The sequence below is a fragment of the Streptococcus mitis genome (assembly GCF_047464945.1).
GTDB classification, from domain to species: Bacteria; Bacillota; Bacilli; order Lactobacillales; family Streptococcaceae; genus Streptococcus; species Streptococcus mitis_EA.
The window spans coordinates 317975-339633 of the sequence record NZ_JASHAX010000001.1; the positions used below are offsets into that span (position 1 = coordinate 317975).

Here is a 21659-nt window from a genome sequence, read left to right on the forward strand (position 1 = left end):
GTCGCAACTCTTCAAATCATTTGAATACAAAACATATCTCAAGTTACTAAAGTTAAAACCTCTAAAACATTACATAATTTAATTTATGTAATTCTATTCTTTGTTATATGTTTTACGGATTGCATTTTTGATGCTTTCAACGGTTGGAATCATTGCATTTTCTAGGTTTTGTGCATAAGGCATCGGCACATCTTCTCCTGCGCAACGACGAATTGGTGCATCTAGATAGTCAAATGCTTCTGATTCTGAAATAATTGCTGAAATCTCTCCGATATAGCCGCTTGTTTTATGGGCATCGTTAACCAGAACAACCTTACCAGTCTTCTTAACTGAGTTAATGATGATATCCTTATCAAGCGGAACAAGGGTACGTGGGTCAACAATCTCAACAGAAATTCCTTCTTCTGCTAATTCTTCAGCAGCTTGAACCACACGACGGAGCATTTTTCCGTAAGTAACAACTGTTACATCCGTTCCTTCGCGTTTGATTTCCCCAACACCAAGTGGGATTGTGTAGTCTGGATCAACTGGCACTTCCCCTTTTTGGTTAAATTCTGACTTGTACTCAAGAATGATAACTGGGTTGTTATCACGGATAGAAGACTTAAGCAGTCCTTTCATGTCCGCAGGCGTACCTGGTGCTACAACTTTAAGTCCTGGGATATGGGTGAACCAAGACTCTAGAGATTGCGAGTGCTGGGCTGCAGATCCAACTCCATTACCAGCAGCGCATCGAACAGTCATTGGAACCTGACCTTTACCACCAAACATATAACGTGTTTTAGCGGCTTGGTTGACGATATTGTCCATGGCAATAACTGAGAAGTCCATGAAGGTCATATCAACGATTGGACGAAGTCCCGTCATAGCTGCTCCTGCTGCTGCTCCAGAGATGGCAGCTTCAGAAATCGGACAGTCACGGACACGTTCTGGACCAAATTCTTCAAGCATTCCAACAGAAGTTCCGAAGTCTCCTCCGAAGACGCCGACGTCTTCTCCCATCAAGAACACATTTTCATCGCGACGCATTTCCTCAGACATAGCAAGGATAATGGTGTCACGGAAGGACATTGTTTTTGTTTCCATTTTATCTCTTTCTCCTTAGTCTGCGTAAATATCTTCAAATGCTGATTCAAGCGGTGGGAATGGACTTTCTTCAGCAAATTTAACAGAAACTTCTACTGCTTCCTTAACTTGCGCTTGGATTTCTTCCAATTCTTCGGCACTTGCAATGTTATTTTCAATAAGGTAATTGCGGAGGTTTTCAATTGGGTCTTTTTGTTTCCACAATTCCACTTCTTCACGCGTACGATATTTACCAGGGTCAGATGATGAGTGACCGAGCCAACGATAAGTTACACTTTCAATCAAGACTGGACCATTACCACCACGAACATGGTCTACAGCTTTCTTAAATCCTTCGTAGACGTCGATGACATTGTTTCCATCTTCGATGAACATTCCAGGAATTCCATAAGCGGCGCTACGTTGATGGATATGCTCCACATTAGTCATTTTCTTGATATCTGCAGAGATTCCATAACCGTTGTTAATGCAATAGAAAATGACTGGCAGGTTCCAGATAGAAGCCATATTTACTGCTTCGTGGAAAACACCTTCGTTGGTCGCACCATCTCCAAAGAAGCAGACAACGATTTTTCCGGTATTTTGCATTTGCTGACTGAGGGCTGCACCAACAGCGATTCCCATACCACCACCTACGATACCATTGGCACCAAGGTTACCAGCATCAAGGTCAGCAATATGCATAGAACCACCTTTTCCTTTACAGGTTCCAGTGTATTTTCCAAGGATTTCAGCCATCATTCCGTTGAGGTCAATCCCTTTGGCAATAGCTTGTCCATGACCACGGTGGTTTGAGGTAATCAGATCATCTGGATTGAGAGCTAACATAGCCCCCACGTTAGCTGCCTCTTCACCAACAGAAAAGTGCGTCATTCCTGGCACTTTTCCTTTCTTTACTAATTGCGCAATTTTTAAGTCCATGCGACGGATTTCTTCCATCTTACGGAACATTTCTAGCAAAAGATTTTTATCTAAAGTTGACATCTTCTTGCCTTTCTAAGTTTCTTCTTACCTTACTATTTTACCGTTTTTAGAAAGCACTGTCAAAGTTTTTCTAAAGAAAATTTCACAAATTAAAAAAGAAAACCCCATAGGAATAAGGGATTTTCTTATCAAGAATATTTTTTCACAAACTTTTTAGCGTTTAGATTTTACTAAAGATTCAAATTTCTTCATAATCACAGTTAGACGCCAACGGTAGAGAGCCCCGCTCACGATTAAACTAATAATCAAACCAATCCAGTAAGAATAAGCTCCAAAATCTGTTAGAGAGTCGAATACCATAGCTACTGGGAGTGTCACCCCCCAGTAACCAACCAAACCAAGGTAAAAAGGAATAACTGTATCCTTATACCCCCGCAAAATTCCCTGAAGAGGTGCCGCAAAGGTATCTGCTAACTGGAAGAAAAGACTATAAGTCAAAAAACGCGCTGTCAAATCGATAAATTCTGGGTCGTTACCATAAAGACTAGCCACATTTCCTCGAAAAATGTAAAGGAAGGATAAGGTGAAGCCCGCAAAAATGAGAGCTGTCCATCTTCCTAGACCGATATAGGTTTTCGCATCATCAAATCGCTTGGCTCCCACTTCATAGGAAACGACAATGGCCATAGCCGATGAGATACTCATAGGAAAGGCGTACATGAGACTTGAAAAGTTCATGGCTGACTGGTGACTAGCGATAATCAAAGATGAGAACTTAGCCATAATCAAGCCAACCACGGAAAAGATAGCCACTTCCGCAAAGACAGTCCCCCCAATAGGAAGACCTAAGCGAACTCCTTCCTTAATTTTATCCATATTAAGCGGAATTCGTTTCTCAAGGTGTAGGGCTTTGAGCTTCTCCTGCTTAAATAAAACTAGAACAGAAATTCCCAGCAAGACCCAATAAGCCAAGGAAGTACCTAAACCAGCACCAGCACCTCCCAGTTCTGGAACACCAAAGGCACCGTAAATCAAGAGATAGTTAAATCCACTATTGAGAGGAAGTAACAAAAGCATGAGATACATGGAAAGTTTGGTCAAGCCCAGCGAATCCAGCAAGGAGCGAATAACACTAAAAAGCAATAAGGGGATAATTCCGATAGATAAAAACCAAAGATAGCGAACCGCTACTGCTGCCACTGGTGCTTCTAACCCAATATGATTCAAGATTGGTGGTGCCAAGAAAAGCACCATCCCCAGCAAGACCACGGATAGGCCCAAGGCCAGATAGATGAACTGGTAAAAATCAGACGCAACCTCTTCCTTTTTGCCTCGACCAAGATGGTGACCAATGATGGGCACCAGGGCTGATACAATCCCTGTCAGGAATGTAAAGAAAGGATTCCAGATACTGGTTGCCATAGACACACCAGCCAAGTCCATGGTATTGTATTGGCCAGTCATAGTCGTATCAACAAAGGAGGCAGAATAATTGGCAAATTGATAAATCAGGATAGGGAAAAATATCTTTAAAAATAAGATAAACTTATCTTTAAAATGATGGGTTTGGTACATATAGTCTCTCTATTCTTTTTGTTTACAGAGCAGACTCCCACCTAGTTTTGATAGACGATTTGTCCCTTACAGATGGTGTATTTAACCTGCCCTTTTAAGGTTTCACCGATGAATGGTGAATTAGCTGCTTTTGAAGCAAAATGGGAGTCCACAAGGCGGTCAGCCTTAGCATCAAAAATAGTGATGTCTGCTGGACCATTCTCAGCCAAGTAACCTGCTTCAAAATTGTAAAGCTTGGCTGGGTTGTATGTCATCTTTTCGAGTAATTCCATCAAGCTCAACTCACCAGCTTCCACCAAATAGGTCAAGCCAAGAGATAGGGATGTTTCCAAACCAGTCATACCAGATGGCGCTTTGGTAATATCTTCGACATTTTTCTCATCTGTATGATGAGGCGCGTGGTCAGTCGCAATGACTGTGATGACACCTGACTTGAGACCTTCAATCACGGCACGACGGTCTGATTCCAAACGAAGTGGAGGATTCATCTTAGCATTGCTTCCTTGTGTCAAAAGAAGTGCTTCTGTCTTAGAGAAATGCTGTGGCGCTACTTCTGCTGTGACTTGCGCTCCCAATCCTTGAGCGAACTCAACTACTTTAACACTTTCTTCCTTAGACAAATGCTGAATGTGAACATGAGCCTTGGTTGCATAGGCAATCATGACATCACGCGCCATCATAGCATACTCAGCCACACCAGTAGCACCACAAATATGGAAATGTTCTTTAGCGATATTTTCATTAAATCCAAGAATCCCATTCAAATCTGGATCTTCCTCATGAAGACTAATAAAGGTATTGAGTTTTTTGGCTTCTTCCATAGCTTCCTTGACAACTTTACTGCTTTCAAGCGGAATACCGTCATCAGAAAAACCAACCGCACCAGCTTCTAAAAGCGCCTTAAAGTCAGTCAAGTCTTGGCCATTAAAATTCTTCGTGATTGTCGCAACCGTCTTAACATTAATCTTCTCCTTTGCAGCTGACTGGAGAACTTCTTGCAAAGTCTCAACATCTGAAATGGTTGGACTAGTATTAGCCATCATAACGACCGTTGTAAAACCACCTGCAGCGGCCGCTAGGGCACCAGTATGGATATCTTCCTTGTGGGTTTGACCAGGTTCACGGAAATGAACATGGATATCAACCAAACCAGGCGCAACTACAAGACCAGTAGCATCAAGCACATCTGCTCCTTCTTCCTTGATTTCAGGCGCAATTTTGACAATTTTCCCATCTTGAACCAAGACATCACACACTTGATCTAAACCAGACTTGGGATCCATTACACGACCATTTTTGATAAGTAGCATCTGCTTTCTCCTTTATTCATAGAAATCGACTTGGGTATCCAACAATTTATCCCCATCATAAACAAACTTAGCTGAAAAGAAGGGTTTATCCTCTAAAAGCCACTCAACAAAGGTGTGGTCACCCTCCCAAGTTGGCTTGCTCAAAACCTCGTCATAGGGAACCCATTCTAGCGTTCCCTCGTTGCAATCAATCAAGTTACCCTCAAACTCTGTCACCTTAAAAACATAGGTGTACCAATCTAAATCTGGTGTAAATTCAGGAAAAGTGATAACACCTTTTAGAACTGGCTTAGCTTTGAGCCCTGTTTCTTCAAGGATTTCACGCGCAGCGCATTCCTGAGGGGTTTCCCCTCGCTCTAGCTTACCACCCACGCCAATCCATTTCCCTTCATGAACATCATTGGGTTTCTTATTACGATGCAGCATTAGCAGTTCTTTTCCGTTATCAATGTAGCAAATCGTCGCTAACTGAGGCATATTCTCTCCTTATCTAAGCCAATCGATTGGCTCTTGTCCTGTTTCTGTTAAGAATGCATTAGCCTTGGAAAAAGGCTTGGAACCCCAAAATCCTCTATAAACCGATAAAGGACTTGGGTGGGCTGATTCGATAATCAAGTGCTGAGGATTGGTAACTAAGGCCTTCTTCTTGCGTGCATAGGCTCCCCAGAGCACAAAGACCACCGGCCTATCTAGATGATTGACCACCTGAATCACAGCATCTGTAAATGGCTCCCATATCTGACCAGCATGACCATTGGCCTGACCAACAGGAACCGTCAAACAAGCATTGAGAAGCAAGACTCCTTGCTTAGCCCAAGCCGTCAAATCATGGGATTTCTTATCCCCGATATCATCTGACAATTCTTTCAAGATATTTTGCAGGGATGGCGGAGCTGGGATAGAGTCAGGAACAGAAAAACTCAAGCCCTGAGCCTGACCTGGCCCGTGATAGGGGTCTTGACCTAGAATCACCACCTTAACTTCTTCAAGCGGTGTGGTCAAGAGAGCATGAAAAACCTTTTCCTTAGGTGGATAAACAGTTCCCTGAGCATATACCTGCTCCATAAACTGATTGATTTTCGCAAAATAACCCTCAGGTAATTGCTCCTTAATTAAAGCATGCCAAGACGAGTGTTTCATAGACGACTCCTTCGTTTTTACTGCCTCTATTATAGCAAAAAGTGGCTATCTAAACCACTTTTTACAGTTTATATAAGCGATCCAGCAAGTCTCGGTAAGAATGGACTTCGTAGGTTGGCTGGGCTTGTGTGGGATTTTCGAGGTGATGAGGATTGTACCAAATCGTGTCAATCCCAGCATTATTGCCGCCTTGAATGTCGGCGGTTAGGGAATCTCCAATCATCAGCGTCTTTTCTTTGCTAAAGCCAGCAATCTGCTGACCGATTTTTTCATAAAATAGAGCATCAGGTTTTTGTGTTTGCAATTGTTCAGAGATAAAGACTTGATTGAAATATGGTGCCAGACCCGATTGATCCAAACGTCCTGTCTGAATGGCAGTAATGCCATTTGTCGCAGCATACAAGTCATAATCACGATCGATGAGACTGTCCAAAAGTTCATGAGCGCCTGAAAAAGTTTGCCCCTGCTGGGCAAGGTAAAATTGGTAACGCTGGGCTAGAAAACTACCGTCTTTTTCCTGCCCAAAATGAGAAAATAAACGAGAAAAGCGCGTGTTGACCAGCTCTTGTTTACTAATTTTCTTTTGCTCCAAGTCCTTCCAGAGAGACTTGTTCATAGGAATATAATAGTCCTTATAAGCCTGAATATCCGCAACTCCTTCTTCTTTTAGAAGTTGGGTCAAAGCCACATCCTCAGCAGCATCAAAATCAAGCAAGGTGTGATCAAGGTCAAAGAGTAGAAATTTGTAAGACAATTTGAGAGTTTTCCTTTCTAAAATAAACAACTTTCACTTCAGCCAGTTGTTTAATGTAAAAACTTAAAAGTGGTATAGTATCACAAAGAATAATCCTTCCAATTGATTAACTAATCCATACTATTCTAGTCAAGTTTATTTTTATTATAGAAAAAATTCCTATAAATTCGAGCAATAGTTAAAATACATACAAATATGACTCCCAAAATAGATAATACTATTTTCACAAAACTCATTTCCGAACCTATGACATAGATATGAAAAAGAGGGGCTAGTCATACACATATATACAATAGATAATTTATAAAGTTTATTTCACCAAATCCTGTAAAAAAATGTTTCATTTTAAATATTTCAATTTTACCTTTCGTCTTAATAATCCACTAGCAAATCTATTGACTTCTCTTTTTTTTGAAAAATCTTGACAGCAAATTTACTCCACTTAATGCCACTAAGACTTGACTAGGTAAAAAATAGTAATCCCATATCAAATGAGAAATCAGCAATGTTAGAAATAGTATACCGTCAATATAACTATTCTTAAAATATTCTGTAATTACAAAATACAGAAATGCCACAACCATCGAAATTAAAACAGCCATCATAATACTATCCTCCTTTCCTTAATTTATTGTCACTTTTCCATCCCATTCATAAATAGTATTAAAAATCCAATCAATAAATGATTACCTACTCACTAACGCTATTTCCAAAATTTATTTTTTTGACTTAGTAACGCAATTCCAATTAGTAATACACCTACTATAAATAAAAGTATTTCCCAAAATTTATTCTCAGTTTTAATAAAAGGTATAAGATACATACTAACCAATATGGAACTTACTCCTAAAATAGCAAAGACCACTCTGACTCTATCACTTAGTTTAAACATATTTAATTCCCCATAAAATAAGCAGTGGCTACGTTTACTGTAACATTCCCCCGTCTTTATGTAGAGATAATCCCCTATCAATACACCTCATCTCTTCTTACTCAATAGCAGAATAATTATTTGGTGATACGAGTTTCAGAAGATTTCTCCTCTTTAACGTTGCATGGTTAGGATAGTTCTCTAATAAGTAATCGTCGACTGCGTTTAAAGCACTTTGTTACCTAGATAAGATATCCTTTCTCTACCTGATTTGATTTTAAAGAGAACTAAGATTTAACCATATCTATCTCACTTCTTATTTTTAAATAATTCATACTCTTTTTCTCTGATAAAGGGAAGTGAGAAATTAGAAAAAATTAGTAGAATTGAAAATAGGTATCCATCTTTTTGCATTGCTAAAACATAGCCTAAAAATAAATAGACAATCAAATCTAGTACAAAAAGAGAAAATATCCTCCTTTTCATTACCTTACTTGTCTTAAAGATTCTGTTTAATAGAATCTTTATCGTAGTATCTACACAAATTTTTATCAAAAAGATAAGAGCAAATACACGATTAGCAACTGTACCATGAAGAATAAATGGAAATATAGTTAATATAAAACTAGAAATCTCTAAATATTTTATCCAAGGAGATTGAGACATCTTACTTTTAAACTGACTGATTTTCCTATACTCGCTAGCTAATCTAGTATCAAAATCTCTACCAATTTTATTAAAGATTAAGAACTCCAGGATAAAAATACTGATTAATACGATATAAGTAGAAACCTTTCCTGGGAAATATTTATTGATTAAAATCGGGAAACTCATTAACAGAATTGAGTTTATAGCCAGACAAATAGATACTATTTTGTTCTTCACAGAGTATATAGGTAGCGACACTATCGAATAGAGGAATGCTAAAAAAATAAGCAAAAAATACTCAGTACTGCTAATTAACGGCGCCTTTAATGATAAAAATAGATAGGCACCCCACACGATGATATGCACTTTACGAATTGACTCTAGATTACTCATCTACCTACTCCTAAATCTATTTTTAGTTCACATTCTCTTTCCAACAAGTCAGAAACGTTTCATGATATTTCCTTCTTCTACATTGGGTAAAGTTGAAAAACATTTTTAACAAGTGAAAATATAATTGTTATTTGGAGTCCCCAAAAATCTATTCCTATTCTAGACATAAACCAAGTCAGATTAAAGATACAAATATAATGATAAGGCTTTCTTTTACTTTAGACTACCATAAAACAAGGAATCTTTCAACAAAATTCATTGTCAAACTACTCTACTATACAATTGACAGCCCAAATCTTTCAGAATAGAGCAATTCTAACTATCGAATACCTTGATTTCATAAATATATATGCAATTCTAAGCATAGAATTCCTATAAACTAAATGTTTTCGTACTCTTCTAAACCATTGATTGCTTTAAATCTAAATTTTTGAAGGATTCTAAAGCTATAATAGTCCCATCACAATCTGTTTTGAATGATTCACAATTTAGAAACTCTATGGCTTTACTTCTGTTAAATTAAAAAGGAACTGCCCAAGCAATCCCTTTCTGATTTTGAAATTATTTACTTAAACTTTGATAGTAGTGATAATCAATAACCCACCTATAAAAAGAGTTATAGTAAATTCCTTATTTATTGATTTCAAGTTCCGCCAACTGTGTTTGAATAACCGACAGTTCTGCCCCAGCCTGAAGAAGAGCAGCTGCAGTATAGGCACCTTCTACAATTGGAACACTGTTGATGATGATACTCTTATCACTGAAATCAGCCACCATTTCTAAGTTCATTTTAGCAGAACCTAGGTCAAAAAAGGCAAGTAAAGTATCTGCTGGATTTTCAGAAACAACCCTATCTACTTGATCAAAACTTGTTCCAATTCCTCCGTCCTCGGTTCCTCCTACATAAGTAATCGGAACATCTTTAGCCACTTCACTAATCAGTTCAACAACACCTTGTGCAATGTTTTTGGAATGTGAAACGATAACAAGACCAACACTTCCCATTAAACCACCCCAGTTTCTAAAAGAGCAGTAAAGAGTAATCCTGATGAGAATGATCCAGGATCAATATGTCCAAGAGATCGTTCTCCTACATAAGATGCTCTTCCTTTAGTTGCAAGTAAATCTTTGGTAGCATTCACTACCTGATCAATAACCTCTTGAGTCAACTGGCCATCAGACAAGGCGGCAATAACAGGAGTCCAAACATCAACCATTGTCTTTTCTCCAACTTCTGCTTTCCCGCGTTTGACAATCATATCCAAACCACTTTGTAAGATTTCTTCTAATTTCGAATTTGAATCAGCCTTGGACATGCCCATAAAAGCAGAGCCATACAAGGGACCAGAAGCACCGCCTACCTTACTCAGTAGTTGCATTGAAACAAGTTTAAAAACATCACTACTTGTCTCAAATTGCTTTCCTTCTAAGTTTTCCATAACTGCAGCCATGCCACGCGCCATATTTCCACCGTGATCTCCATCTCCTATAGGTGTGTCTAGTTCACTAAGATAATCTTTCTGTTCTTGAATCTTTTCATTAAAAAGCTTCATCCATTCAAGAGCTTGTTCAGCATTCATTTGACATTTCCTCCTTGAGTTTTACCAAGCTGGGGTAGTAACAGGTGCATTTAGAGCATCCAACCACTCATCATCTGCCAATCGAATCAATGTTAATGACAAACCAGCCATATCGATTGAAGTCATGTAGTTTCCAATTTTCTTAAATGCCAACTGAACACCTTTTTCATGGAGCAATTTAGCCACATCATTTGCAAATATGTATTGCTCCATAAGAGGAGTGCTTCCTAAACCATTAATGAGAAGGCCATAGCGTTCTCCAGCCTTAAGTTGGAAACCTTCAGATAATTTTTCAACCAATTCTGAGGCCAATTGTGCGGAAGGCTGCATTTTCTCTTTTTTATACCCTGGCTCACCGTGAATACCAACTCCATATTCAAATTCATCGTCTTCTAAAACAAATCCTGGTTTGCCAACTTCAGGAACGGTTGCTCCAGACAGGGCCAGCCCAATTGTTTTAATTTCTAAGACAAGTTTGTCGGCCAAATCCTTCATTTCAGCTAATGATTTACCAGAACGAGCCGCAGCACCCAAAATTTTATGAACTAAAATAGTACCTGCAACACCTCGACGACCTTGGGTATAGAGACTATTTTCAACAGCGATATCATCATCAACGACAACGCTTGCTACGTCAATACCTTCCATTTCAGCAAGTTCTTGTGCAATTTCAAAGTTCATAATGTCACCAGAATAGTTCTTGATGACCATAAAAACTCCAGCTCCTTCATCAGCTGCCTTAATGGCTTCTAAAATTTGGTCCGGAGTAGGTGAAGTGAAGACTGCTCCACAAATGGCAGCAGACAACATTCCATCTCCTACAAATCCAGCATGACTTGGTTCATGTCCTGAACCTCCACCTGAAATGAGTCCAACTTTTCCTGTCTTTTCTGCCTTTCTAACGATGACATCAAAACCATCTAAGCGTTCTACCAAGTCATCATGCATGAATGACAATCCCTGCAACATTTCATCAACAACTTGTGTCGGTTCATTTATAATTTTTTTCATGAGAAACTCCTTTCGGCATGTATCTTTGTTTTCGCTTTCATTATATATTTTTTATTGCTGGCTGATAAGGGACAGATTCTATTATTTGTCCCCTTTTAAACCCGTTTCAAACATTTTTTTGGTAAAATGAAGGAAGTAAAAGAAAGGTTTCCTATGGCATCATCACTTATTACAAAAAAACGGATTGCCAAGGCATTTAGAGACCTATTAGCTACTAGAGAATTTGACAAAATCTCCATTGTAGATATCATGGAATCAGCTGGCATTCGTAGACAGACCTTTTATAATCACTTTCTTGACAAATATGAACTGCTCGACTGGATATTTGAAAATGACTTAACCGAGTATATCACCAATAACTTGGACTTCATTTCAGGCCAAAAATTATTACAAGAATTATTTTTTTATTTCGAACAAGAGCGTGACTTTTATATTCAACTTTTTGATATTCAAGGACAAAATAACTTCTATGACCAATTTATCAGCTACTGTCGCTTGCTTGTATCAAAAATTTTAAGAGAATACGGTCAGATTGATATCGATTCATCTGCTTATACTTGTTTTTTGTTAGACTATCATTCACATGCTCTAGCAGAAATCGTGAAGGCTTACGTCAATAAAAAAAGTCCAGTTCCACAACCAGACTTTCTAATCATGACAATTATTGGAAAGAGACCACAATGACATTTATTTCAAATCATAAACAGAAAATTATTTCAAGTTACATCTCAGCAACTATCAGCAGTCATCCTGAATTAGAAAAACACCCTACCTTACCATTAGTCTATCAAAAAAATCGCAATCTTAATCAGGTTCCAATATTGTCGGGTGGAGGTTCAGGTCACGAACCTGCTCATATTGGATATGTGGGAGAAGGAATGCTTACCGCTGCTATCTATGGCCAATTATTTACTCCACCTACAAGAACTGAAATCTTAGAGTCCATTCGTTTTTTAAACAATGGTCACGGTGTCTTCATCATTGTAAAAAATTTCGAAGCAGACATCAAAGAATTTAGCTTTGCCATTAACACTGCTAGAAAAGAAGGAATTAAAGTCGGCTATAGTCTAGCACACGACGATATTTCAATTGAACCTCACAATAGATTTCAAATTAGAGGAAGAGGGCTTGCAGGAACTATTTTACTTCATAAAATCCTAGGATTTGCAGCTCAAAATGGTGCCGACATAGAGAAACTAACAGATTTAGGTCATGAGCTTGCTCCCGAAATCGCAACGATTGGCTTTGCAACCAAATCCGCTAGTCTACCCCAAACCACCCTTCCACTATTTAGCTTGGAAGAAGGAAAAATTTCCTATGGTATTGGGATACATGGCGAAGAAGGATATCGTATCGTCCCATTTCAATCATCGGAAATCCTTGCAAATGAAATTATAAGTAAATTAAGATTGCACTATCATTGGAAACGTGGTGATCAATTTATATTGCTTGTAAATAATCTAGGTACTACTACCAACTTAGAAATGGGCATATTTATCAATGATCTCCTTCAACTCTTAGAAATTGAAGGAGTCACTATTACCTTTATAAAATCAGGAACATTTATGACCAGTCTAGATATGGCAGGTATATCCGCAACTCTTTGCCCCGTAAAAAATAAACAGTGGTTAGAAGCGCTCAATGCTCCAACGACAGCTTTTGCATGGTAATTTGCTTGTATAACTCAAAAGGGCTACATCACTTGATGGCCCTTTGTTTTTATCTTATACTCAATGAAAATCAAAAAGCAAACTAGGAAACTAGCCGCAGGCTGTACTTGAGTACGGCAAGGCGACGTTGACGCAGTTTGAATTTGATTTTCGAAGAGTATTACGTTTAAAAGAACTCATTCTTGCAATTTCAAACAGTCCATCTATCCTTTACAATTCTTCTGATGAGCTTTGAGTTTTTTACCAGCCCAATCATAGTGGCTTGACGTGCTACTGATAAAGTAGGAACCTAGACTTGTCCCTCCTGTCCACTTATAGACACCTTTGGTAAAGAGTTCGTCATTGCTAAAAACTTCTATCGACTCTAACACTTCTTTATGTGATTGTTCTAGGAGTCTAGTCGCTTCTTCTAAGGAGGTTTTCTGGTGCTTCTTCCAAAAAGCGACATTCATTTCTCCATAAGTTTTCCAATTATAAGATTCAGGGAGAAAAGTTCTTTCGTGACCTTCTTGATTAGAATGTACCCAAGTCAAAAGTAACTGCTGCCATTCATAAAGATGGATCAAGACATCCCGTAGATTTTTATCCCTTTTCCAGTGAGATTCTTTTTTCTTTGGGTCTCTTGAAAAATCAAATGGAGTCTGTAGCTCATCTTCACTTAGTTGGGAGATGAAACGATTGAGCTTTTCATAGTTTTCCTTAGAGGCCAGCACTAGCTCCTCTTTTGTTTTCGGTCTAGGCACAGAGTTCTCCCCTCATATTGTTAGTTATTATTAGAAATTTTTTATCCTTTAAATCTCTATAACTTATCCTTTAATTTCTCAACAAAGAGATAGGCTGCTGGACAGGTCAAAGTATTCTTAATCGTCAAATGGTTGATTTGATGGATCTTTTTGCGATCTGTATGGGGGAACTCTCGGCAGGCCTTGGGACGAACATCATAGATGGAACAAAGATTATCTCCTCCTAGAAAGGGACAAGGCATGGATTTAAAAACCTTATCACCATCTTCATCGACCTGAAGGAATTCAGCTTCAAAAGCTGGTAATTTCATCTTAAAGTACTTGGCAATACGAGTGATATCTGCTTCCTTGAAGTCAGGTCCCAAGGTCTTACAACAGTTAGCACAGGCCGTACAATCAATTTCAGCAAAGACTTCTTGGTGAATCTGCTGGGCTATCTTATCTAGATTTTTTGGTGGCTTTTTCTTTAGATTGGCTAAAACTTTACGATGTTCCTTCTGCTTTTGCAAGGCTAGCTGGTGGTAGTACTCAATATCAATTTCTTTAGACATGGCTTCTCTCTTATTCTAATTACTTTCCCCTATTATACCATGCCTCCGGAGCATTTAAAAGTGTACTTTATAAGACTATACTTTTCTAAAATGCGTCAAAAAAACCTTGCAACTAGGTTGCAAGGTTAATGACATTAATCGAAGTTAACGTATTCTTTTTGAAGTTCAAGAACTTCTTCCATTGTTGAACACTCTGTAAGGGCACGGTTAGCGTACTCTTCCATCTTAGCAGTATCCAATTTCTTCATCAAGCTACGTGTACGGAGTACAGATGTTGCTGACATAGAGAACTCATCCAAGCCCATTCCGACAAGAAGTGGAACAGCTTTTTGGTCACCAGCCATCTCACCACACATACCAGCCCATTTACCTTCAGCGTGAGCTGCCTTGATAACGTTGTTAATCAAGCGAAGGATTGATGGGTTATATGGTTGGTAAAGGTATGAAACTTGTTCGTTCATACGGTCTGCCGCCATTGAGTATTGGATCAAGTCGTTTGTACCAATTGACATGAAGTCTACTTCTTTTGCAAATTGGTCTGCAAGCATTGCTGCTGCAGGGATTTCAATCATGATACCAACTTGGATATCATCCGCAACTGCAACACCTTCAGCAAGAAGGTTTGCTTTTTCTTCTTCATAAACTGCTTTAGCTGCACGGAATTCTTTCAAAAGGGCAACCATTGGGAACATGATACGCAATTGACCATGAACAGAAGCACGAAGAAGGGCACGGATTTGTGTACGGAACATTGCATCTCCAGTTTCAGAAATAGAGATACGAAGGGCACGGAATCCAAGGAATGGGTTCATTTCATGTGGCATATCGAAGTAAGGAAGTTCCTTATCTCCACCGATATCCATTGTACGAACAACCACTGGCTTACCATTCATTCCCTCAAGTACAGCCTTATATGCTTCATACTGCTCATCTTCAGTTGGGAAGTCTTGAGAATCCATGTACAAGAACTCTGTACGGTAAAGTCCAACAGCTTCTGCACCGTTGTTGTTAACACCTTCCACGTCTTTTGGAGTACCGATGTTAGCTGCTAACTCGAAGTGTTTACCGTCAGCAGTCACTGTTTGAGCATCTTTCAAAAGTGCCCATTCAGCTTTTTGTTTAGCATAAGCTTCACCAGCTGCTTTAAATTCTGCCGCTTGTTCATCTGTTGGGTTGATAATCACTTCACCAGTAATTCCGTTAACGGCAAGGATATCACCGTCTTTCACTACTTCAGTGATGTTATTTGTTCCCAATACAGCTGCAATTTCAAGTGTACGTGCCATGATAGCTGAGTGACTTGTACGTCCACCGATGTTTGTTACAAAAGCTTTTACAAAGTTTTTGTCCAATTGAGCTGTATCAGATGGTGTCAAGTCATGCGCAATTACGATTACTTCTTCATTGATAGAAGCTGGGTTTGGCAATTTTTTACCAAGAAGGTTTGCCAATACACGTTTTGTCACGTCGCGGATATCCGCTGCACGTTCTTGCATGTATGGGTTGTCTTCCATACCTTCAAAGATAGTGATGAACATGTCAGTCACTTCTTTAAGACCTGCTTCTGCATTGACTTTCTTAGCACGGATTGTTTCTTTAATCTGACCAATCAATTCTGGGTCAGCAAGAACCATCAAATGAGCGTCAAAAACTTGAGCCGCTTCTTCACCAAGCGTACCTACAGCTTTCTCACGGATAAGAGAAAGCTCGTTTTGAGAAGCTTCAAGAGCTACATCCAAACGAGCCTCTTCTGCGTTTGTATCTTCGACTGAAATCGTCTCGAATGACAAATCCGGTTGAACGAGTAGATATGCTTTTGCAACTGCAACACCGTCAGATGCCGCGATTCCTTTAAGCATTTCTGTCATTTTCCTTATGCCAATCCTTCTTTTTCCATTGTTTCTGAGATTGCAGCGATAGCGTCATCTGCATCTGCACCTTCAGCTGAGATAGTTACGTCAGCACCTTGGCCAACACCAAGACTCATAACACCCATGATTGATTTAAGGTTAACTGATTTACCTTTGTACTCAAGAGTGATATCTGAAGCAAATTTGCTAGCAGTTTGTACCAACAATGTTGCTGGACGTGCGTGAATACCTGTTTCTGCCACTACGTGGAAATCTTTAGAAGCCATAGTTTGACTCTCCTTTTGTTCTTTCTTTTTTGAGTTATATGTGATAACCCTTACAATTTGGTATTATATCATCTTCTAGGATTTTTTTCAAGCATTTTATGGGATTTATTCGATTTCCTTTCAGATAACTTCCTGAAAATCTTCTATTTTAGATAACAAAACACAGGATATAGTTTTCCAAAAAACTACTTGTAGGATAATCATCACTATTTCACAAAACAAACACTACATATTGTGTTTTGTTGCCTTGAGTAGAAAAATTGACCACTATATTTAGTTTCAAATCATTGACAAAAATTTATTTTCTGATATACTAAGAAAGTAATCTATTTTGAAAGAGGAGTTACACAATGGTAACCGTTTATTCTAAAAATAACTGTGTCCAATGTAAAATGACCAAACGTTTCTTGGACAGTAATAATGTCGCTTATCGCGAAATCAATCTTGATGAGCAACCTGAGTACATCGATCAAGTTAAAGAGCTCGGTTTCAGCGCGGCTCCTGTTATCCAAACACCAACTGAAGTCTTTTCAGGTTTCCAACCAGGAAAACTGAAACAATTAGCATAATCTTAGTACATCATCCAGAAGAAACTGCTTCTAGGGCTAACTTAGAAGCCTTTCTTTTGTAATTAGATAAGGGAAATTTTATGGGATTAAAACATCTTGAGGACGTGACTTACTTCCGTCTCAATAACGAAATCAACCGTCCTGTCAATGGACAAATCATGCTTCATAAAGATAAGGAAGCCTTGGATGCTTTCTTTAAAGAAAATGTCGTTCCAAACACTATGGTTTTTGATTCAATTAAAGATAAAATCAACTACCTCATTGAACACAACTACATCGAAACAGCCTTTATCAAGAAATACCGTCCAGAATTTTTGGAAGAATTGCATCAATTTATCAAAGAACAAAACTTCCAATTCAAGTCTTTTATGGCAGCTTATAAATTTTACAATCAATATGCCTTGAAGACAAACGACGGTGAATATTATCTTGAAAGTATGGAAGACCGTGTCTTCTTTAACGCCCTTTATTTCGCTGATGGGAATGAAGCTGTTGCAATCGATATTGCCAATGAAATCATCCACCAACGCTACCAACCTGCTACTCCTTCCTTCTTGAATGCTGGACGTGCTCGTCGTGGTGAATTGGTATCTTGTTTCTTGATTCAAGTAACTGATGACATGAACTCTATTGGACGTTCTATCAACTCTGCCCTTCAACTTTCACGTATCGGTGGTGGTGTGGGAATTTCCCTCAGCAACCTTCGTGAAGCTGGTGCTCCTATCAAGGGCTATGAAGGAGCAGCTTCTGGTGTCGTACCAGTTATGAAGCTTTTTGAAGATAGCTTCTCTTACTCAAACCAATTAGGTCAACGTCAAGGTGCCGGTGTTGTCTACCTCAACGTCTTTCACCCAGATATCATCGCCTTCCTTTCCACTAAGAAAGAAAACGCCGATGAAAAAGTTCGTGTCAAGACCCTTTCACTTGGTGTCGTGGTACCCGATAAATTCTACGAATTGGCTCGTAAAAATGAAGAAATGTACCTCTTCAGCCCATATTCTGTAGAACTTGAATATGGTGTGCCATTCAACTATATCGACATCACTGAAAAATACGATGAATTGGTCGCAAATCCAAATATCCGCAAGACAAAAATCAAAGCGCGTGATTTGGAAACGGAAATCTCTAAATTGCAACAAGAGTCTGGTTACCCTTATGTCGTCAACATTGATACGGCTAACCGTGCAAATCCTGTTGATGGTAAAATCATTATGAGTAACTTGTGTTCTGAGATTCTTCAAGTCCAAGAACCAAGCTTGATCAACGATGCTCAAGAATTCCTTCAAATGGGAACAGACGTTTCATGTAACCTTGGTTCAACCAACGTGGTCAACATGATGACTTCACCTGACTTTGGTCGTTCTATCCGTGCTATGGTTCGTGCCCTTACTTTCGTTACAGATAGTTCACACATCGTAGCTGTGCCTACGATTGACCATGGAAATAGCCAAGCTCACACCTTTGGACTTGGTGCCATGGGACTTCACAGCTACCTTGCCCAACAACTGATTGAGTATGGATCGCCTGAGTCTGTTGAGTTTACAAGCATCTACTTTATGCTTATGAACTACTGGACCTTGGTTGAGTCAAACAATATCGCACGTGAACGTGGTATTACCTTCCATAACTTTGAAAAATCAGACTATGCTAACGGAAGCTACTTCGACAAGTATGTAACTGGCGAATTTGTTCCAAAATCAGATCGTGTTAAAGAACTCTTCAAAGATGTCTTTATCCCAAGTGCTGCTGACTGGGCTGAACTTCGCCACAAGGTTCAAGCAGATGGTCTTTACCACCAAAACCGCCTTGCTGTAGCACCAAATGGTTCTATCAGCTATATCAACGATGTTTCTGCTTCTATCCACCCGATTACGCAACGTATCGAAGAACGACAAGAAAAGAAAATTGGTAAAATCTACTATCCTGCTGCTGGCTTGTCGACAGAAACCATTCCTTACTACACTTCTGCTTATGACATGGATATGCGTAAAGTCATCGATGTTTACGCCGCTGCAACTGAGCATGTGGACCAAGGGCTTTCACTCACACTCTTCATGCGTAGTGACATTCCAAAAGGTCTTTACGAATGGAAGAAAGAAAACAAACAAACGACACGTGACTTGTCTATCCTTCGTAACTATGCCTTTAACAAGGGTATCAAGTCTATCTACTACGTCCGTACCTTTACAGATGATGGTGGAGAAGTCGGTGCCAACCAATGTGAAAGCTGTGTGATTTAATCTTTGCTTGAGGAAACTACATTTTCTCAGATAAGTATTCATTCACCGTGCTAAACCGGAATAAGCATCTATACTATGAAATAACAAAAAAGTCGGGCTTCCGACTTTTTGTGCGATACTCCTCTAGAATTATGATAAAATAGAGATATTGTGAGTTCGCAATACTAAACACAGAAAGAGATTTCAAATGGAAACTTACTACAAAGCCATTAACTGGAATGCCATCGAAGATGTCATCGACAAATCAACTTGGGAAAAACTGACGGAGCAATTCTGGCTTGATACGCGTATCCCCTTGTCAAATGACTTGGATGACTGGAGAAAGCTATCAACTGTAGAAAAAGACTTGGTTGGAAAAGTCTTTGGTGGTTTAACCCTTCTCGACACTATGCAATCTGAAACAGGGGTTCAGGCCCTTCGTGCAGACATTCGTACACCACATGAAGAAGCTGTTTTCAATAACATCCAATTTATGGAATCTGTCCACGCAAAATCTTACTCATCAATCTTTTCTACCTTGAATACCAAGGCTGAGATTGAAGAAATTTTCGAATGGACCAATACCAATCCCTATCTACAAAAGAAGGCTGAAATCGTCAATGAAATCTACCTCAACGGTAGCCCACTTGAAAAGAAAGTTGCCAGTGTCTTCCTCGAAACCTTCCTTTTCTACTCTGGTTTCTTCACTCCCCTCTACTATCTTGGTAACAACAAACTAGCCAACGTCGCTGAAATCATCAAATTAATCATTCGTGATGAATCTGTTCACGGAACCTACATCGGTTACAAATTCCAACTTGGTTTCAATGAATTGCCTGAAGAAGAGCAAGAAAAGCTCAAAGAATGGATGTACGACCTACTCTACACTCTCTACGAGAACGAAGAGGGCTATACAGAAAGCCTCTATGACGGTGTTGGTTGGACGGAAGAAGTTAAAACCTTCCTTCGCTACAATGCCAACAAGGCACTCATGAACTTGGGACAAGATCCACTCTTCCCAGACTCAGCAGATGATGTCAACCCAATCGTTATGAACGGTATTTCAACAGGAACATCTAACCACGACTTCTTCTCTCAAGTCGGAAATGGTTACCTTCTTGGTGAAGTTGAAGCTATGCAAGACGATGACTACAACTACGGTTTGGACTAATTTAATTATCCCAGAACTGATAACAAATATCATGGTTTGTTTAAAACAACCATGATATTTTTGTTTTTGTTTTCTTTTGTTTTTTAAATTGATTGATTGGATACTTTATGATAAAATAGTAATAGAAATAGAGGTGATAACGATGCTAAAGCAGGAAAAACTAGATAATATTCTGGAAACGGTAAATACAAAGGGAACTATTACTGTAAAAGAAATCATGACTCGCTTGGATGTGTCAGATATGACTGCTAGACGCTACTTACAAGAGTTAGCTGACAAGGATTTGCTTGTTCGTGTGCATGGAGGAGCTGAAAAAATTCGTACAGGCTCCATTTTAAATAATGAACGTTCCAATATTGAAAAACAAAGCTTACAGATTGCAGAAAAACAAGAAATCAGCCGTTTTGCAGGTCATCTAATCGATGAAGGTGAAACTATTTTTATCGGCCCAGGTACAACCTTGGAATCTTTTGCCCGTGAACTTCCAATCGATAATATTCGTGTTGTAACAAACAGTTTACCAGTTTTTCTCATACTAAACGAACGAAAACTAACAGATTTGATTTTAATTGGTGGAAACTATCGCTCTATCACTGGAGCCTTTGTCGGAACACTAACCTTGCAAAACTTAGCTAATCTCCAATTTTCTAAAGCTTTCGTTAGCTGTAATGGTATTAAGGACAATGCGATTGCGACCTTTAGTGAAGAGGAAGGTGAATCTCAACGCATCGCCCTCAATAATTCCAATAAAAAATACTTACTAGCTGACAATAGTAAGTTCAATAAATTTGATTTTTATACCTTCTACAATATCTCTGATATTGATACCATCGTTTCAGATTCTAAACTGAGCAAAGAAACGTTTGAACAACTTTCAAAACAAACAAAAATTATTCTTTCTAAACCATAGAACTGAGGATTGAAAAAATATAAAATGCGTCATATCAAAAAAATAAGAATCTTGATATGACGCATTTTTTGATGAAGATTTTTACAAAGAGTTTCCTAGATTCTTTATGATTGTTGAAACGGCATAAAATCTGAATCAAAGGAGATATTATCCCATTCTTCAGGACTGATAAAATTTAAAAAGATATTTTTAAATTCTTCCAGCTCATAGTCTGAATGGCAAATCCATTCTTTACCGGTAGAGACATACCATTTCCCAAGACTTTTCAATTCTTCATTCGTCAAACACGGTATTTGAGAACATTTATCAAAATTGATAATATAAACTTTTTCATAAATAGATTGGATAAAATCTTTGAACATCTTTTGCCTCACTAGAATTCTATATCTAATTACTA

General features: G+C 38.8%; 23 protein-coding genes and 1 pseudogene. 6 read left to right on the top strand and 18 right to left on the bottom strand.

The genetic code is table 11. The features are described 5' to 3' along the window. Positions 1 to 93 precede the first annotated feature (93 nt). The 13 genes and pseudogenes from QM424_RS01550 to dhaK all read right to left on the bottom strand — a co-directional run bounded on the left by QM424_RS01550 (position 94) and on the right by dhaK (position 11292). The gene (locus QM424_RS01550; RefSeq protein ID WP_153193762.1) at positions 94 to 1086 is read right to left on the bottom strand and encodes an alpha-ketoacid dehydrogenase subunit beta; all 993 of its coding nucleotides are present in this window, start codon (positions 1084 to 1086) and stop codon (positions 94 to 96) included. A gap of 15 nt (positions 1087 to 1101) precedes the next feature. Further along, on the bottom strand, positions 1102 to 2070 hold the full coding sequence (locus QM424_RS01555; RefSeq protein ID WP_414392721.1) for a thiamine pyrophosphate-dependent dehydrogenase E1 component subunit alpha: 969 nt from the start codon (positions 2068 to 2070) through the stop codon (positions 1102 to 1104). 153 nt (positions 2071 to 2223) lie between these two features. Next, positions 2224 to 3585 (bottom strand): sodium-coupled multidrug efflux MATE transporter PdrM, encoded by a 1362-nt coding sequence (pdrM, locus tag QM424_RS01560; protein ID WP_414392722.1) that lies wholly within the window; start codon positions 3583 to 3585, stop codon positions 2224 to 2226. A 41-nt stretch (positions 3586 to 3626) separates the two neighbouring features. After that, positions 3627 to 4895 carry a dihydroorotase gene (locus tag QM424_RS01565; protein WP_414392723.1) on the bottom strand — a complete coding sequence of 423 codons (1269 nt, stop codon included), beginning with the start codon at positions 4893 to 4895 and terminating at the stop codon, positions 3627 to 3629. A gap of 12 nt (positions 4896 to 4907) precedes the next feature. Then, a complete protein-coding gene (locus tag QM424_RS01570; protein ID WP_050227747.1) occupies positions 4908 to 5372 on the bottom strand; it encodes an NUDIX hydrolase in 465 nt (154 codons plus the stop codon). A 9-nt stretch (positions 5373 to 5381) separates the two neighbouring features. Next, positions 5382 to 6035: a uracil-DNA glycosylase gene (locus QM424_RS01575; protein WP_414392724.1), complete on the bottom strand. Its 654-nt coding sequence runs from the start codon at positions 6033 to 6035 to the stop codon at positions 5382 to 5384. 61 nt (positions 6036 to 6096) lie between these two features. Next, positions 6097 to 6789 carry a pyrimidine 5'-nucleotidase PynA gene (gene pynA, locus QM424_RS01580; protein ID WP_414392725.1) on the bottom strand — a complete coding sequence of 231 codons (693 nt, stop codon included), beginning with the start codon at positions 6787 to 6789 and terminating at the stop codon, positions 6097 to 6099. 125 nt (positions 6790 to 6914) lie between these two features. Beyond that, positions 6915 to 7133, bottom strand: a pseudogene (locus QM424_RS01585) (hypothetical protein). 48 nt (positions 7134 to 7181) lie between these two features. Then, positions 7182 to 7394 (bottom strand): hypothetical protein, encoded by a 213-nt coding sequence (locus tag QM424_RS01590; RefSeq protein WP_414392726.1) that lies wholly within the window; start codon positions 7392 to 7394, stop codon positions 7182 to 7184. A 575-nt stretch (positions 7395 to 7969) separates the two neighbouring features. Beyond that, a complete protein-coding gene (locus QM424_RS01595) occupies positions 7970 to 8701 on the bottom strand; it encodes a hypothetical protein (protein WP_414392727.1) in 732 nt (243 codons plus the stop codon). A 630-nt stretch (positions 8702 to 9331) separates the two neighbouring features. Further along, positions 9332 to 9706, bottom strand: coding sequence for a dihydroxyacetone kinase phosphoryl donor subunit DhaM (dhaM, locus tag QM424_RS01600; RefSeq protein ID WP_414392728.1), 375 nt, complete (start codon positions 9704 to 9706; stop codon positions 9332 to 9334). Continuing rightward, positions 9706 to 10281, bottom strand: a complete 576-nt coding sequence (dhaL, locus tag QM424_RS01605) for a dihydroxyacetone kinase subunit DhaL (protein ID WP_414392729.1) — start codon at positions 10279 to 10281, stop codon at positions 9706 to 9708. The genes dhaM and dhaL overlap by 1 nt, the downstream gene beginning before the upstream one ends. 21 nt (positions 10282 to 10302) lie before the next feature. Further along, positions 10303 to 11292: a dihydroxyacetone kinase subunit DhaK gene (gene dhaK, locus QM424_RS01610; protein WP_414392730.1), complete on the bottom strand. Its 990-nt coding sequence runs from the start codon at positions 11290 to 11292 to the stop codon at positions 10303 to 10305. Between the two features lie 153 nt (positions 11293 to 11445). Between dhaK and dhaS the strand changes: the two genes are divergently transcribed. Together dhaS and dhaQ are read left to right on the top strand one after the other, a co-directional pair. Next, positions 11446 to 11976: a dihydroxyacetone kinase transcriptional activator DhaS gene (gene dhaS, locus QM424_RS01615; protein ID WP_070527476.1), complete on the top strand. Its 531-nt coding sequence runs from the start codon at positions 11446 to 11448 to the stop codon at positions 11974 to 11976. Continuing rightward, positions 11973 to 12962, top strand: a complete 990-nt coding sequence (gene dhaQ / locus QM424_RS01620; protein ID WP_414392731.1) for a DhaKLM operon coactivator DhaQ — start codon at positions 11973 to 11975, stop codon at positions 12960 to 12962. The genes dhaS and dhaQ overlap by 4 nt, the downstream gene beginning before the upstream one ends. 203 nt (positions 12963 to 13165) lie before the next feature. Here dhaQ and QM424_RS01625 read toward each other — a convergent pair whose 3' ends face one another. The 4 genes from QM424_RS01625 to QM424_RS01640 all read right to left on the bottom strand — a co-directional run bounded on the left by QM424_RS01625 (position 13166) and on the right by QM424_RS01640 (position 16393). Further along, positions 13166 to 13705 carry a ClbS/DfsB family four-helix bundle protein gene (locus tag QM424_RS01625; protein ID WP_414392732.1) on the bottom strand — a complete coding sequence of 180 codons (540 nt, stop codon included), beginning with the start codon at positions 13703 to 13705 and terminating at the stop codon, positions 13166 to 13168. 56 nt (positions 13706 to 13761) lie between these two features. Next, positions 13762 to 14256 carry a YkgJ family cysteine cluster protein gene (locus tag QM424_RS01630; protein WP_000031476.1) on the bottom strand — a complete coding sequence of 165 codons (495 nt, stop codon included), beginning with the start codon at positions 14254 to 14256 and terminating at the stop codon, positions 13762 to 13764. Between the two features lie 134 nt (positions 14257 to 14390). Continuing rightward, positions 14391 to 16124 carry a phosphoenolpyruvate--protein phosphotransferase gene (ptsP, locus tag QM424_RS01635; RefSeq protein ID WP_125447745.1) on the bottom strand — a complete coding sequence of 578 codons (1734 nt, stop codon included), beginning with the start codon at positions 16122 to 16124 and terminating at the stop codon, positions 14391 to 14393. 5 nt (positions 16125 to 16129) lie between these two features. Continuing rightward, complete coding sequence (locus QM424_RS01640; protein WP_000146947.1) at positions 16130 to 16393, bottom strand: phosphocarrier protein HPr; 264 nt, start codon at positions 16391 to 16393, stop codon at positions 16130 to 16132. Positions 16394 to 16743: 350 nt separating this feature from the next. Here QM424_RS01640 and nrdH point away from each other — a divergent pair, with 350 nt between their 5' ends. From nrdH to QM424_RS01660, 4 genes are all read left to right on the top strand, one after another. Further along, positions 16744 to 16962 (top strand): glutaredoxin-like protein NrdH, encoded by a 219-nt coding sequence (nrdH, locus tag QM424_RS01645; RefSeq protein WP_000259240.1) that lies wholly within the window; start codon positions 16744 to 16746, stop codon positions 16960 to 16962. A gap of 80 nt (positions 16963 to 17042) precedes the next feature. Next, positions 17043 to 19202: a class 1b ribonucleoside-diphosphate reductase subunit alpha gene (nrdE, locus tag QM424_RS01650; RefSeq protein WP_414392733.1), complete on the top strand. Its 2160-nt coding sequence runs from the start codon at positions 17043 to 17045 to the stop codon at positions 19200 to 19202. 187 nt (positions 19203 to 19389) lie between these two features. Next, positions 19390 to 20352, top strand: a complete 963-nt coding sequence (nrdF, locus tag QM424_RS01655) for a class 1b ribonucleoside-diphosphate reductase subunit beta (protein WP_414392734.1) — start codon at positions 19390 to 19392, stop codon at positions 20350 to 20352. A 142-nt stretch (positions 20353 to 20494) separates the two neighbouring features. Next, positions 20495 to 21262: a DeoR/GlpR family DNA-binding transcription regulator gene (locus QM424_RS01660; protein WP_000917573.1), complete on the top strand. Its 768-nt coding sequence runs from the start codon at positions 20495 to 20497 to the stop codon at positions 21260 to 21262. Between the two features lie 104 nt (positions 21263 to 21366). Here the strand turns inward: QM424_RS01660 and QM424_RS01665 are convergent, their stop codons facing one another. Then, positions 21367 to 21624, bottom strand: a complete 258-nt coding sequence (locus QM424_RS01665; RefSeq protein ID WP_414392735.1) for a DUF3884 family protein — start codon at positions 21622 to 21624, stop codon at positions 21367 to 21369. Between the last annotated feature and the right edge of the window lie 35 nt (positions 21625 to 21659).

What these genes read in the sequence shown, in the direction of transcription:
- QM424_RS01550 (WP_153193762.1), bottom strand. Translation starts at nt 1,086, where the DNA reads ATGGAAACAAAAACAATGTCCTTCCGTGACACCATTATCCTTGCTATG.
- QM424_RS01555 (WP_414392721.1), bottom strand. Translation starts at nt 2,070, where the DNA reads ATGTCAACTTTAGATAAAAATCTTTTGCTAGAAATGTTCCGTAAGATG.
- pdrM (WP_414392722.1), bottom strand. Translation starts at nt 3,585, where the DNA reads ATGTACCAAACCCATCATTTTAAAGATAAGTTTATCTTATTTTTAAAG.
- QM424_RS01565 (WP_414392723.1), bottom strand. Translation starts at nt 4,895, where the DNA reads ATGCTACTTATCAAAAATGGTCGTGTAATGGATCCCAAGTCTGGTTTA.
- QM424_RS01570 (WP_050227747.1), bottom strand. Translation starts at nt 5,372, where the DNA reads ATGCCTCAGTTAGCGACGATTTGCTACATTGATAACGGAAAAGAACTG.
- QM424_RS01575 (WP_414392724.1), bottom strand. Translation starts at nt 6,035, where the DNA reads ATGAAACACTCGTCTTGGCATGCTTTAATTAAGGAGCAATTACCTGAG.
- QM424_RS01590 (WP_414392726.1), bottom strand. Translation starts at nt 7,394, where the DNA reads ATGATGGCTGTTTTAATTTCGATGGTTGTGGCATTTCTGTATTTTGTA.
- QM424_RS01595 (WP_414392727.1), bottom strand. Translation starts at nt 8,701, where the DNA reads ATGAGTAATCTAGAGTCAATTCGTAAAGTGCATATCATCGTGTGGGGT.
- dhaM (WP_414392728.1), bottom strand. Translation starts at nt 9,706, where the DNA reads ATGGGAAGTGTTGGTCTTGTTATCGTTTCACATTCCAAAAACATTGCA.
- dhaL (WP_414392729.1), bottom strand. Translation starts at nt 10,281, where the DNA reads ATGAATGCTGAACAAGCTCTTGAATGGATGAAGCTTTTTAATGAAAAG.
- dhaK (WP_414392730.1), bottom strand. Translation starts at nt 11,292, where the DNA reads ATGAAAAAAATTATAAATGAACCGACACAAGTTGTTGATGAAATGTTG.
- dhaS (WP_070527476.1), top strand. Translation starts at nt 11,446, where the DNA reads ATGGCATCATCACTTATTACAAAAAAACGGATTGCCAAGGCATTTAGA.
- dhaQ (WP_414392731.1), top strand. Translation starts at nt 11,973, where the DNA reads ATGACATTTATTTCAAATCATAAACAGAAAATTATTTCAAGTTACATC.
- QM424_RS01630 (WP_000031476.1), bottom strand. Translation starts at nt 14,256, where the DNA reads ATGTCTAAAGAAATTGATATTGAGTACTACCACCAGCTAGCCTTGCAA.
- ptsP (WP_125447745.1), bottom strand. Translation starts at nt 16,124, where the DNA reads ATGACAGAAATGCTTAAAGGAATCGCGGCATCTGACGGTGTTGCAGTT.
- QM424_RS01640 (WP_000146947.1), bottom strand. Translation starts at nt 16,393, where the DNA reads ATGGCTTCTAAAGATTTCCACGTAGTGGCAGAAACAGGTATTCACGCA.
- nrdH (WP_000259240.1), top strand. Translation starts at nt 16,744, where the DNA reads ATGGTAACCGTTTATTCTAAAAATAACTGTGTCCAATGTAAAATGACC.
- nrdE (WP_414392733.1), top strand. Translation starts at nt 17,043, where the DNA reads ATGGGATTAAAACATCTTGAGGACGTGACTTACTTCCGTCTCAATAAC.
- nrdF (WP_414392734.1), top strand. Translation starts at nt 19,390, where the DNA reads ATGGAAACTTACTACAAAGCCATTAACTGGAATGCCATCGAAGATGTC.
- QM424_RS01660 (WP_000917573.1), top strand. Translation starts at nt 20,495, where the DNA reads ATGCTAAAGCAGGAAAAACTAGATAATATTCTGGAAACGGTAAATACA.
- QM424_RS01665 (WP_414392735.1), bottom strand. Translation starts at nt 21,624, where the DNA reads ATGTTCAAAGATTTTATCCAATCTATTTATGAAAAAGTTTATATTATC.